Annotated in this window: 12 protein-coding genes; 2 read left to right on the forward strand and 10 right to left on the reverse strand. The window is 61.2% G+C overall.

All coding sequences use genetic code 11. The features are described 5' to 3' along the window. The first annotated feature begins 47 nt into the window (after positions 1 to 47). Positions 48 to 1,481 (forward strand): integrase core domain-containing protein, encoded by a 1,434-nt coding sequence (locus E3O06_RS10915; RefSeq protein ID WP_134503414.1) that lies wholly within the window; start codon positions 48 to 50, stop codon positions 1,479 to 1,481. Positions 1,482 to 1,884: 403 nt separating this feature from the next. On the opposite strand, the gene E3O06_RS10920 is transcribed toward E3O06_RS10915, so the two are convergent. The 9 genes from E3O06_RS10920 to E3O06_RS10960 form a co-directional block, all read right to left on the reverse strand. After that, complete coding sequence (locus tag E3O06_RS10920) at positions 1,885 to 2,676, reverse strand: IclR family transcriptional regulator (protein ID WP_134503415.1); 792 nt, start codon at positions 2,674 to 2,676, stop codon at positions 1,885 to 1,887. A 76-nt stretch (positions 2,677 to 2,752) separates the two neighbouring features. Then, positions 2,753 to 4,231 (reverse strand): aldehyde dehydrogenase family protein, encoded by a 1,479-nt coding sequence (locus tag E3O06_RS10925; RefSeq protein ID WP_134503416.1) that lies wholly within the window; start codon positions 4,229 to 4,231, stop codon positions 2,753 to 2,755. A 22-nt stretch (positions 4,232 to 4,253) separates the two neighbouring features. Further along, the gene (locus E3O06_RS10930; RefSeq protein ID WP_134503417.1) at positions 4,254 to 5,165 is read right to left on the reverse strand and encodes a DUF6282 family protein; all 912 of its coding nucleotides are present in this window, start codon (positions 5,163 to 5,165) and stop codon (positions 4,254 to 4,256) included. Between the two features lie 49 nt (positions 5,166 to 5,214). Further along, positions 5,215 to 6,345, reverse strand: coding sequence for a zinc-binding dehydrogenase (locus E3O06_RS10935; RefSeq protein WP_134503418.1), 1,131 nt, complete (start codon positions 6,343 to 6,345; stop codon positions 5,215 to 5,217). After that, the gene (locus tag E3O06_RS10940; RefSeq protein WP_134503419.1) at positions 6,342 to 7,169 is read right to left on the reverse strand and encodes an ABC transporter permease; all 828 of its coding nucleotides are present in this window, start codon (positions 7,167 to 7,169) and stop codon (positions 6,342 to 6,344) included. The genes E3O06_RS10935 and E3O06_RS10940 overlap by 4 nt, the downstream gene beginning before the upstream one ends. 56 nt (positions 7,170 to 7,225) lie before the next feature. Then, positions 7,226 to 8,038: an ABC transporter ATP-binding protein gene (locus E3O06_RS10945; protein WP_134503420.1), complete on the reverse strand. Its 813-nt coding sequence runs from the start codon at positions 8,036 to 8,038 to the stop codon at positions 7,226 to 7,228. Further along, a complete protein-coding gene (locus tag E3O06_RS10950) occupies positions 8,035 to 8,781 on the reverse strand; it encodes an ABC transporter permease (protein ID WP_166788181.1) in 747 nt (248 codons plus the stop codon). The genes E3O06_RS10945 and E3O06_RS10950 overlap by 4 nt, the downstream gene beginning before the upstream one ends. Positions 8,782 to 8,813: 32 nt before the next feature. Further along, positions 8,814 to 9,815 (reverse strand): ABC transporter substrate-binding protein, encoded by a 1,002-nt coding sequence (locus E3O06_RS10955; RefSeq protein ID WP_166788182.1) that lies wholly within the window; start codon positions 9,813 to 9,815, stop codon positions 8,814 to 8,816. A gap of 154 nt (positions 9,816 to 9,969) precedes the next feature. Beyond that, positions 9,970 to 10,677, reverse strand: coding sequence for an ISAs1 family transposase (locus E3O06_RS10960; RefSeq protein ID WP_134503423.1), 708 nt, complete (start codon positions 10,675 to 10,677; stop codon positions 9,970 to 9,972). A gap of 116 nt (positions 10,678 to 10,793) precedes the next feature. Between E3O06_RS10960 and E3O06_RS10965 the strand changes: the two genes are divergently transcribed. After that, positions 10,794 to 11,183 (forward strand): NAD(P)-dependent oxidoreductase, encoded by a 390-nt coding sequence (locus E3O06_RS10965; RefSeq protein ID WP_338144854.1) that lies wholly within the window; start codon positions 10,794 to 10,796, stop codon positions 11,181 to 11,183. 18 nt (positions 11,184 to 11,201) lie between these two features. Here the strand turns inward: E3O06_RS10965 and E3O06_RS10970 are convergent, their stop codons facing one another. Continuing rightward, a complete protein-coding gene (locus tag E3O06_RS10970; protein WP_134503425.1) occupies positions 11,202 to 12,440 on the reverse strand; it encodes an IS110 family RNA-guided transposase in 1,239 nt (412 codons plus the stop codon). Positions 12,441 to 12,901: the final 461 nt, after the last annotated feature.

Consider the following 12,901-nt stretch of genomic DNA (forward strand, 5'->3'; position numbering starts at 1 on the left):
GGATGTCTCACAGCATCGGAGACATTTGCGGCGGTGATAGTTGGGGAATGACGAATTCTCTTTCACCCCAGACTCGTGCCGCGATCATGCATTACGACCCGACTCAGCCTCACGCGCTGTCGATTATCGGGTTCTGCCGCTCTCTGAAGATCTCTCGGAGCGTGTTCTACAAGATCCGTGGGCGAGCTGTCCACGAGGCTGCTGCTGCGCTGCACCCACGCTCCCGCGCCCCGAACGTCCCGGCCCGGCGTTATGGGCAGGTCGTCGTGAATGAGGTGGTGAAGATCCGCAAACAGCTCAAGACTGATGGTTGGGATTATGGTCCTCGCTCGATCTATTACGAAGCGGCCATGGACAGCGGGTTCCCCGGAGGAAAGGTCCCGTCGGTGGCGACGATCGCACGTCTCCTGGCCAGCGTCGGGCAGGTAGACGCGTCACCGAGGAAGCGACCGAAGTCGTCCTACATCCCGTTCGTGCGCGCGACAGCGATGTCGCTGTGGCAACTGGACGCGTTCGAGTACCGGCTGGCGAACGGGCAAACCGTCACGGTATATCAGCTGCTCGACGACGCAAGCCGATACGACGTGGGCACCGACGCGTATTCGCGGCATGAGAACAGTGCTGATGCCAAGGACGTCCTCGAACGGGCAATCGCCGCATGCGGGGCACCCAAAGAAGTGCTATCGGATAACTCGCTGGCGTTCAACCAGCTGCGCGCAGGCACGATCGGCTCCGTGGAGATCTTTCTGGCATCGAAAGGCACCATGCCGATCAGCGGGCTGCCGGGTAAGCCCACCACACAGGGCAAGAACGAGCGCTCCCATCAGACGTTGATCCGTTTCCTCGACGCTGACCGGCCGGCCACTCTCGAGCATCTCCGTGTCCGGATCCAGCGTTTCCGGGAGCACTACAACAACCGCCGACCGCATCAGGCCCTCGAGCAAGCTACGCCGCGGGCGGCGTGGGACGTGCTCGAGCACACGCCCGCGACCGAGCCGATCCCGCTGTCGGTGCTGGAAGCGAAAGCCTCGGAGTACCGATGGGCTCGCGCGCGACGACAGTCCGACCTTCACCGGGCGCCGTTGACGATCTCCAAGACCGGGCAAGTCCTGCCCGACAACGCACGGCCGCAAACAGCGGATCAGTCACTCGTGGAGGTTACCAAAGCCAACCGGCAGGTCTACTTTCAGGGCTACCAGGTCTCCCTGCCGACGACGTACGCCGACCGCACGTTCTACCGGACGATCACCGACGACGCGTTCTTGCTCACCGATCCCGTCACCGCTGAGATAGTGTTCTCCTTCCCGCTGCCGATGGTCGCGCTGAACGTCCGAGGCCGATACGTTGCCTCATACTCCATCCAGGGCGTTGGCGTGACCCACCCGACGAAGCCCTGGGAACGCAAGAACGCGGAATATCAGACACAGTTCGCCCAGCGCCAGACTGATCTCCCCGCAGTGCTCGGTGAGCCAGAGCGGTAGCTGTGCACGAAGCCATGAGACCCAGCGTCCACGAAGTTCTGAGATCCACTGTCCACGATGTCACGCGATTACACACCACCTCGTCAGAACTGCGCTACCAGGTGCCTGGATGTAAACACTCGCTTCTTTGTTTACATCCGTGCTCACGACTTCGTTTACCAGGTGCCTGGACTAGCGCTACCATCAAGCGCTACTCGTCACAAGCGGTCGTCACCGTCCTGAACATGGAAGTCCTCGCTCGAATGGCTCTGCTCGCGAACGGGCGCGAGCAGAGCCCAAGGTGGTTCCCGCTGCTGATATCGAGTCGACTCCGAATCTCGGTTCCGCGTTCAATGACACCTACGTCTGGCAGTTCCAGCTCTCGCAGCTCGAATTGGCAAGTCTCGCATTCAAACTCACGACGTCAGGCCAAGGGCGCTGACCTCAATGCGTCTTCGAGCTGTGCCGCCGCGGCGTGCAGTTGTCGGGCGACATAGACCTGATCACGTTGCGACATCCGGGAGGTCGGTCCAGCCGCGTTGATCGCCGCGATCGTGTTGTTATCGCGATCACGCAGCGCGGTCGCCATCGAGACGATATCGTCAACCCTGAAGTTGAGCGCGTAGCCCTGCTGGCGGATCTGGTCTAAATCCTCACGAAGCGCGGCGACATCAACACCCTCGGCGTCGAGACGGTCGAGGATCGATTTGCGGCGATCGACTGGGAGGTCAGCCAGCAGGGCACGCCCGGTAGCGCTCATATGGGCGGGCATCACCTGTCCAGTTCGGTCAGCCACGCGGAGCTGGCTCTCCCCTTCGGCCCCGATGAGGTAGCGGACATTCATACCCTCGAGTTGCGCGAGATGAACGGTTTCGTTGAGCTTCATGGCGAGCTCGGTCAGGATCGGGCGAGCAAGGGCACGGACGTCCATGTTCCGCACGGCAGCAAGCCTGAGATCAACGAAGACGGGACCCGCGACATACGTCCGCATATCCTTCACCTGCCGAACGAAGTCGTACGACTGCAGCATTGCGAGCAGGCGGTGAGCGGTCGATGTGGACACCCCGAGTGCCTTCGCTACGTCCGACAGCCGCTGCTGCGGCTGGTCACGGACCATTAGCAATAGTCGCAACGCGTTTCCGACCGACGAGATCGGATGGGCCGGTCCCTTGCCCTCGGTGTCTTTCGAAGTCATCGGCGCTTCTCCCTCGATCACGATCGGACTCCGTCGATGGAACGCGACACTCGGCTGTGAGCGATTCTAAACCAACGTTGCGACTGACGCTGTATTCCTAGATCCGCATGGGAAGCTCACCAGGCAAGACGACGTTGATCGTTTTCTGCTCTGTAAAGCTGTACAGCTCCTCGAGGCCCTCCTCGGAACCAAGACCACTCTGCTTAACCCCGCCGAAGCTGGTGCCCAGATGATGCGTCGACGTCCCGTTGATCCACACATAACCGGCACGCACGAGCTTGGCGGTCACGAGCGCACGCCGCAGGTCATTGGTCCAGATCGACGCGGTCAACCCGTAGTCGACGCCGTTCGACATGGCGAGCAGCTCGCTGTTGTCGCTCCACTTGCTGGCCGCGAGCACGGGACCGAATACCTCGGTCGTGAACAACCGCATGTCCGGTGTCACATCGGCGAAGAAGGTCGGCTCAAGCCAATAGCCACGACTGAACTGCTCACCACTCGGCCGCCCACCACCGGTGAGGAGCCGAGCGCCATCATCGCGGGCATCTTGGATGTGCCCTCTGACCCGCTCCAGGTGTCGCGCCGAATTGAGCGGACCCATGTCCGAGTTGTCGCTCAATGGATCTCCGACCTTGAGAGCCGCGATCTTCGCGGCGACCCGCTCGACGACATCATCATAGATAGCGTCATGGATGAGCATCCGACTCGTCGAGCCGCACGACTGCCCTTGGTGCCCGAAATTCATTGCCGCGACGGCAGCATTAGCAACGGCCTCGGGATCGGCATCATCAAATACGATCAGCGGATTCTTCCCGCCGAGTTCAAGGCTGACGTGCTTAACCGCCGACTGCGCGGCGACCCGCTGGATCTCGCGTCCTGTCGGCACCGATCCGATGAACGTCAGACGCTTCACTCGCGGGTCCGCGACGAGCGAAGCCCCGGCCTCGGCCCCGGTCCCCGTGAGGATACTGACGACTCCTGGTGGAAACAAGTCCTGACACAACTCCGCCAAGATCGTGGTCGAGATCGGGGACTCCTCCGACGGCTTCAAGATTACCGAATTCCCCGCGATCAGAGGCGCCGCCAAGCGCGAGCCCGCGAACATGAAGGGGTGATTGAACGCGAGGATTCGTCCGACCACCCCATACGGCTGCCGAAGAGTGAAGTGGAGCCCAGTGGCAGACGCTGGGATTGTCTCACCCTTCTGCTCGAGCGCGACTCCGGCGAAGTATTCCATCAGATCGGTCGCCATCGCGACATCTTTTGTCATCCGCCTGCGGGTGTTCCCCGTATCGCGGACCTCGATCTCAAGTAGTTCATCTGCGCGCGCCGTCGACCGGCGAGCAAGTTCACGAACGAGTCGGGCACGCTCCGTGACGCCCACTCGTTCCCAATCGACTGACGCCCGCTCCGCAGCCGTCACTGCTCGTGAAACATCGGCTTCACGGGCGCGCGGGACGAGTCCGAGCGGTTCCTCAGTAGCAGGATCTACTGACGTAATCCACTCCCCCGCCTCTGCCTGGCACATCTGGCCGTCGATCAACATAAGGTGCCGAGGTGTCGCGTTGTCGCTCATGGTACGTCTCCTGTTTCATGCGTCACTTGGCTGTCCGGATACCGAGCAGTCGCGCGGGGTTGTCGACGAGCATTGAGGTGAACTCAGCTTCACCGCTACCGAGGCTGCGAAGCTGCCCGATGAACATTGCGAGCATCTGCGCGTGCGGCGGGAGCCATTTGAAGAACACGTCCGACGACAGCACCACACGGTCGGCACCAAGACGGCAGATGGTGTCGTATACGTCGGCGACGCTAATCGGCGGTCGCGGCATCATCGTCAGCACCGCTGTGATCTCGACCATCGCGCCCGTTGCGGCGATGGCATCTATGACCTCGGGGGAGGCGCTGATGGAGGGCGAGAAGGGATGCGCGAACACGAGCCGAGTGAACCCGATTCCCGCCGCAGCCTCTGCGACGACGAGACTCTCGCTCGGCGACAGATGAGCGGTTGAAACTACCAACTCCCGTGCCTTCGCGACTTCGAGGATGTCGACCACGGCCGGATTCAGTACTCCGTCGTCCGAGACGACCTTGATCGCTGCGACATCTAGGTAGGGGCCGAATGACGGCAGCAGCTCGTCAATTACCTGCTGTCGAACAACGCCGCCGTGACCGTGATCGTTCCGCGATCCCCAGGTCGGAAGGAACACTACTTTTGCTCCGTGGGCGGCCGCGGCCTCGACGGTTGTTGGCTGCAAACCACCGATCAGCGGGTTGAGGGTAATGGAGCCCCACACGGTGAACTGTGGGTCATCGAGGCGTTCGTTCAGGATCATGGCGCGGTCCATCGTCGGCCAGAAATGGGACTTGAGAACAACGCCTCGCATCCCCGCATCTCGGGCGAGCGTGACGAGGGTCAGGTCGTCTGTACGCATCTTCCACTCGAGTCCGACGTCGGGATAGCCGTGAACGTGGATATCGATCGCGTTGCATAGTGCGGGCTCGAGGGGCATGAAAGGAGAGCTGTCTATACCGTCACGTGGGGCATTCATAAGGTTTCCATCACAGGCTCGGATCGATGAGCGGTTTCATGACCCCTCGTCGCATACCCGCCATCGCGTCGGTGACCCTGTCAAGTCCGACAGGAGACGTGAACATCGCGTCCCAGTCATATTCGCCCTTCGTCTGCCGGAGGAAGTCCAGCGCTTTCGCGTAGTGGCCGATGTGCGCCGACAACGCGCCGTGAACGCTGATCTGCTTCCGGACGAAGATGCTCGGATCGATCTCCACCGCTGTCGGGTTGGTCTGGCCGACGATTCCATATCGCCCACCGGGGGCGATGAAGGCCAACCCCTCCACGACGGCGCTTCGAGCTCCCGACATCTCGAGAACGACGTCGGCGCCACGTCCGCCGGTCGTGGCCGCCCTGACGACATCTACTCGCGCATCGGCAGACGGTAGCTCTTCGACGGACACCAGATGAGTCGCCCCATATGATTTGGCGAGCGCGAGCCGGGCATCCGGCGCGCCGATCGCGATGATCGTGCCGACCCCGCGATGTTTAAGCATCGACACTGCGTAGAGGCCGAGCGGGCCGACGCCTTGCACGACGGCGGTCTCGTGAGGGGCGATGTCATCGATGGTCTCGAGCAGGTGCACGACGGTCCGCAGGGCACAACTCGCCGCGGATGCCCAGCTGTCTGGCACCTCGTCAGGTACTTTCACGCGACCCGAGTTGGGGAAAACGTAGCAGAACTCCGCGAACCCTCCCGAGATATAGGGAAACTGGCTTGTTGGCAGTCTGCCGTAGCTTTGACGGTTCAGGCACAGCGATGGTTCCCGGATGACCGAGCAGTAATAGCAGGTACCGCACGGAGCATGACTCCAGAGGATGCGGTCGCCAACCTTCAGAGGCTGTCCAAGCGAGTCGACATGTGGCCCCTCGCCGAATGCGACAATTTCTCCGACCATCTCGTGGCCCATCACTTGAGGGAGATTCATGGGATTCGCGTTGAATGCACCGCCCTCCCACAGGTGGACGTCGGTGCCGCACACCGACGCCATCCGGACACGGACGAGGATCGCCCGGGGCTCCAGCTCCTCGAGCTGGGGAACCCGCACCTCACTCACCGGGACCGGCGCACCGAAGTGCTCGAGAACAGCCGCTCGGCTCGAAATCGGGTAGGTCGTCATAGGGCACCAATTCTTGTCGAGGTCGGGATGTCTGGAACTATCGCGGCCACACCAGAGACCGTCATTTCGTCCGAGAGCGATGTCGCGCTCCTCTGGCCCTCGCCGCGACGCACCCACCGCTCGACCGCAACGATCGACTGGTCCATTACAAGCGCGATGATGAGCACGAGCAGGATGCAAAAGTAGACGGCTCCCGCATTGAGGCTAACCCGATAAGACGTGATAAGGGTTCCGATTCCGCCGCTCGTCGATGCGAGCATCTCGCTGACGATGACGGCGATGATGACCAGCCCGCCGCCGAGGCGAAGGCCGGACATAACAATGGGCAACGATCCAGGCAACAGCACCTTCTGCACCAGTTGCCCGCGCGTTGCTCCCATGCTCACGGCGGCCCGCACGAGCCGCTCGTCGGCGGACCGCACGCCACTAGCGGTCGTAAGTATCACGGGGATCAGCCCGTATACGATCGCGAACACGATCTTCGTGAATTGACCGGGCCCCAACCACACCGACAGGAGCGGATACACGATGACGAACGGAATGGCGTACAGCATTCCGAGCGGCCGCGTCAGCAGCGCGAGCGACCGGGACGTGCCGATGATGAAGCCGAGCGCTATGCCAAGCGCCCAGGTGACCGCGATGCCGATGATCATCGCCGAGATCGTCGGCCAGAGCGACGGCCCGATCCGGCCCCACTCCCGCACGCCAACCTCAATCGAGGAGGAGAGCGGGACGATGAACGCTTTGGGAATGCCCACCACGCGCGGGGCGACCTCCCACGCAAGCAAGATGAGGGCGACGATCCCGGCTCGAAGGCCGAGCACGCGCCAGTCCCTCCGGACCCTGAGCTCGCGCGCTGGAATAGCGGTGCGGGCGGCTGTCACTCCTGGCTCCTGATCAGGCGCCAGAGTCGATTCCGGAGGTGGATGAACTGCTCCGTCTCGGTGATCTCGATGCTGCGCGGACGCGGCAGGTCGATCGTGACGCGCTCGAGGATCCGACCCGGGTGGGCCGCCATCACGATCACCTCGTCTGACAAGTAAGTCGCCTCCGTGAGATTGTGAGTGACAAATACGACCGTGTTCCTGATCTGGTCCCACAGGGTAAGTAACTGCTCCCCCATGTCCATCCGCGTCTGCTCGTCCAGCGCGCCGAACGGCTCGTCCATCAGCAGAACGGCGGGCTTCTGGATGAGAGCTCGGGCGACCGCGACCCTTTGCCGCATACCTCCGGAGAGCTCCCGCGGGTAACGATCGGCGAATGACTCGAGTCCCACCTTGGCGAGCGCCTCTCGGCCCTGCGTGTTGCGCTCAGCCTTGGGAACACCACGAAGTTCCAAGGGGAACGAAACGTTGTCTAGGCTCGTGCGCCAGGGCAGTAGGCAGGCGTCCTGGAACGCGACCGCCAAGTCGCGCGGTTGAGGACCCGACCGCGCCGACCCGAGGAGCAGACGCTCGCCTTCGCTTGGAGGCAGGAGACCCGCGAGGATCATGAGGAGGGAGGACTTGCCACAGCCACTAGGCCCGACAATGGAGATGAACTTCCCTTGCGGAGCCGCAACGTTCACGTCTTCGAGGGCGAGCACTTCACCCTGTGCTGTGTGGTAGCGGTGCGTGATTCCGCGTGCCTCGATCGCCGGCACCTCAGCTGTGCCTCGGGCTGTGATCGGCTCCGCATTTGCCTGCATCGTCATGTTCCTTCTCTCCACCGTTCTTGTCGTAACTCGAGACCGCGGAGGATCTCATTGAGGACGATCCCGATGGTGGTAACCACGAAGATCACTACCAGCAGTCGATCCACCTGAAAGTTCTGTCCATAATTGCTCACCAGATATCCCAGGCCTTCGCGCGAGGCGTACATCTCGGCGATAAGCACCCCGGTGATGTTGAGAATCATTGCGATGCGCGCAGCCTCGAGCAGGGTCGGCGTCATCGAAGGGAGGTGTGTCTTGAAAAATATCTGCAGCGGCGTCGCACCCTGGGATCGGGCCATCCTCACCAAATCGTGATCAACCTGCGCGAGCCCGACGATCGTCGCGGCCACGATGACGGCGAACGAACTGAAGACTCCGAAAGCGATCTTCTGCGCTGCTCCGATTCCGACGATCAGGATGAACAACGGCAGAAACAGCGACTTCGGGATGCTCAGCAGGAAGGTCAGAAAGCCTTCGGCGACCTGGGTGACGGTCGCCGACACGCTGAGCAGCGCTCCGATCAGTACGCCCCCCACGACCGCGATGGCGAAGGACGCGAGGATGTACGTCAGCGTGACGCGCATGTCGTAGAGAAGTCCCTCTTCGAACAGCATGACTCCCGTCCCCAGCACCTGGCGTGGGCCAGGTGCCAGGGACGGGTTGAGCACGCCCACATCGGAGAGGACCTCCCAGACAAGGAGGAGCCCGACGAAGAAACCCGCCGTCACCAACCTCTCACGCACCTTGGTTGTCATCTCGAAACGAACTAACTCGATCAGTTCGCGGGCGCGAATGCGTCCGTGAAGATGTCTTTGGCGGGAGGAAGGGTCACATCACGGTCGAGTCCCGCCGTGTGTGCGAGGTCGAGAGCGTTCTGAATCCACTTTGGGTCAATGACACCGTCAGTGGAAAGTGCCATGATCGTGTTCTCGTACTCCTGTACCGCCTGATCGCCCGTGATCTTCTCCTGCGCCTCGATCTGTTTGAGAGCGTAGCCCCGATCGGACTGCAGCTTGCCGACGCCCGCGTAGATCGCCTTGAGGGTACGTGCGATTACGTCAGCCTTGTGGGGATCTTCCGCTGAGCTCTTCGGAACTACCCAACCATCGGGGATCGTCGGGTCCATCGCCTTACCGAGATCGAGCAAGACGCGCGCTTTTCCGGAAACCGGCAGCGCGTAGCTCAGCGACGGAAGTTGTACTATCGCAGCAACCGTACCTTGCACGAGACTGTCGTTGAGAGCCCCATAGCCGAGCGAGACGTTTTCCCAGGTGGTACCGGCTTGCTGTGCTGCCCACAGTGCGAAGAACTCGCCCGTGCCGCCTGCGTTCCCGATTCCGACCTGCTTGCCGGCAAGGTCCGCGACAGACTTTGCCGGGCTGTCGGTGGGCACCTCGATGTACCAACCTGCGGAGGTCGGCAAGCCTGCTGCGACCATTTGGATGTCGACCCCCCGCGCTTGCGCGACCGCGACTCCTGCCGGGTTGTAGCTGATGAGGTCGGCCTCACCTGCGGAGAGCGCTTCGGTGGCCGCTCCCCCGCCCTGGTAGACGGTGATCTCGGCCTTGATGCCATTCGCCTTGAAATAGCCCTCTGCCTCGGCCGCGTATACCGGCAGGTACGGGCCGTATCCGGCGGCAGGCAGGCCAATCCGGATCACATCGAGCCCGCCATCGCCGTTGCCTGTGGGTGCCGCACGAGGGTTCGAGCATGCGGCGAGCAACGCCACCACCACGACCGCCGCAAGTCCGACCGAGATTCTTTTTCCACACTTCATTGTGTTCTGTCCTATGAGTTGTATTGGACCGTTCCTGCACTGGATTTCGTCCCCGAGATCCACGTGCTTTCTATTCTGCGGAAAACATATCTGCATGAAGGGAGACTAGCCGCCCGCCACGCGAGGTGTCAAGAAGGGCAGGGCCTTTTCAAAGTCAGCTGATGAGTTGGTAGGCGATCTTGGGGGTGCGTCCGGTGACGCGTAATGCTTTGGCGATGTTGGTGGCTCCGGCGAGGCGGTGGACGCTGATGGCGAGGTTGCGGATTGTTGCCATGACGTGTGCTGCGTTGCCGGTGCGGAATCGGGAACGGTCTTCATCGAAGGTGACGTCGCGAACCCAGTGGAGCCGGTTCTCGATCCCCCAGTGGCCTCGGATGTAGTTGGCGAGTTGTTCTGGGGTGGCTTGGTCTGCTGGTAGCGAGGTGATGACGTAGACGTGTTCGCTGGTCGTTTCACCGGTTCGATGATTGTGTCGGTCGCGAGTCAGACGCATCGTCTGTTTCGCGTGCGGGAATCCGATCCATTCCTGTGCGGGCTGGACGGTTGCCTGCCAGGTCGTGGTTCGACCGTGTCCTTTCTGGCGGCAGACGTGCTGGACGGGACGGGCGGCCCAGGTTTGCGAGCTGATCCGATCCCGCAAAGCGCGCTGGTTGTTCTTCACGGTCAGAACATAGTGTGCCCCCTGCTGCTGCAGGTATTCGGCGTATCCTCGTTGCGTATGGAGGGCATCGGCGGTGACTATCACCCCGCCCAGATCCCCGATCTTGCCCATCAGGCTCTGGAAGTGCGGGATCTCATTCGTTTTCTGCCCGATCGATTCCTGCCCGATCACCGTCCCGGTGGCATGGTCCAACGCAGCCATCAGGAACACCCGGTGCCCGCCGCCGGTTTGTCAACTCCGACGAGCATTTGGCTTGATCCGAATGTTGCATAACAGAAAAGTGTTCTCTATATATTGAGAACTCGCAACGAGGCAAGATTGGAAGCACAATGGAGATGCACGTCGGTGTCATCGGACTGGGAACCATGGGCAAGACGCTCACCGAGAGTCTGATCGCAGAGGAGCACGCGGTGGCTGTCTGGGATCGCCACCCCGAGAAGGTCGCGACAACGGGGATGATCGGTGCATCCCCGTCGGTGAGCGCGAGGCAGGTCGCCGAGGTCTCGGACATCGTGTTCTTGGCTCTGCCGAACGCCGACGCCGTAAGAGAGGTAGTGCTCGATCCGGAGGTTGGCGTGCTCGCCGGGTTGAGAGCCGGTTCGATCCTCATCGACATGAGCACGGCGAGCCCCGACCTCGCCGTGGAACTCTCCGATGCGGTGACGGCCCGTGGCGAGGGCAGGCGATACGTCGACGCTCCGGTCTAGTACGAAAATAGGCGTGAGTTATGCTGCAACGGATGATGTGATGGTCACCTCATATCCGAGCGTTTGCAGTTGACGTATGGCGCGCTTTTTGGCTTTCTCGGGGTCGAGGCGAATGTAGTAGTCGGCTCCAAGATCGGTGAAGACCTCACCCGCGGTGAGCATGTTCCAGACGGATGTGAGGATCGTGTGTTCGAGTGCGACGACGGCCTTCATCTTTCCTCGTCGGGCCGCAAACCGTCGGTACTTGACCGCGAGATACGTGTTTTTGCTGTGTGAGACGGACAGCGCTGCGATACCCAGGGCGCCTTTAAGGTGCTTGTTCCCTGGCATTGTTTTGGTGTACTTGATCCGCCCAGCAGACTCGTTCGAGCCTGGCGACACACCTGCCCAGGACGCCAAATGGCCGGCGGTAGGGAAAACACTCATGCCAGCACCGGTCTCGGCAATGATCACGTCAGCAACAAGGGTGGAAACTCCGGGGATCGTAGATAGCGCTTCCCGGATGACACGAAAGGGCGCCATCGCCTCCTCTATCCGCGCCGTGTACTGGTCAATACGGTCGGTGACGGTATCAATTTGCTCGAGATGTAGCCGCGTCATGAAAGCGTGATGTTCACCGAATCGTCCAACGAGGGCTTCAACGAGGTCAGGGATCTTCACTTTGAGTCGCCCCCTCGCGAGGGCAGCCAACACCTGTGGGTCACGTTCTCCGGCAACCAGGGCATTCAGTATCGCTCGTGATGACACCCCCATCAGATCGGTGACCACAGAAGATAGTTTGATTCCTGAGGACTCCAGGAACTTTTCCAGGCGTTGGACCTCCCGCGTGCGGTCATGGGTCGCAATCGTTCGAGCGCGAGTCAAATCGCGCAGTTCCCGGATCGGTTCGGGCGGCACGAACGACGCCTGAAGGAGACCGTAAGCACCCAGCTGCGCCAACCATTGGCAATCAGAAACATCGGATTTACGCCCCGGGATATTGCGGGCGTGCTTCGCGTTGACGAGCATGACGGGGAGGGAATCTTCCATCAGGTAGTAAAACGGTTTCCAATAATCACTGGTGGATTCCATGATCACCACAGTCACGTGCTGCTCCTCCAGGAACTCACACAACCGGAGAACCTCGGAGGTCGTTGCTGCCCACGTCGTGACGGTCCTGGTAAACGTGCCAAGCCTTATCCCAGGCACTCGGACGCACACTTTCGCGTCCCGTTTGGAGATATCGATACCGACTGAACGGTCGTGCACCACATCCATGATTTGCTTCTTCCTCGTAGCCCTGCCCAATATCTGCCACAGGGAGGAAAGGAGTAATTATGGAATCTAGTACTCGTGCTCGCAGCAACAATCCACGGTTCCCGTGGTCATCCTCCGTGCCACGCTAACGCACAGGCTCAAACTTGGGCACCAAGAACGGAACGGCATTGACCGTGGCAGACACCACCATCATCCGCCACTAGTCACACCACCGCCAGCGGCAGTTTGAGACATGACCACCTGCCCCATTTTCCCCCACACGGAGCGCCAAAGGCGCTAGTCCGCTAACGCCGAACGAAAATCGGGCCACTGTCGTGTGGTTCTAGAAGTTGGGCGTTTGTACCGAGTTTTAGGGCTCTCCTGACTCATCCGTGGGTTAAATCCGGCCTGGAAGCACAGGTTTATGACCGCCGAGGCTGAGCATGGCGAGGGCGATGAGGGCGTCGGGTGATTTGAAGCCG

Source organism: Cryobacterium glaciale, assembly GCF_004402535.1.
Lineage (GTDB): Bacteria > Actinomycetota > Actinomycetes > Actinomycetales > Microbacteriaceae > Cryobacterium > Cryobacterium glaciale.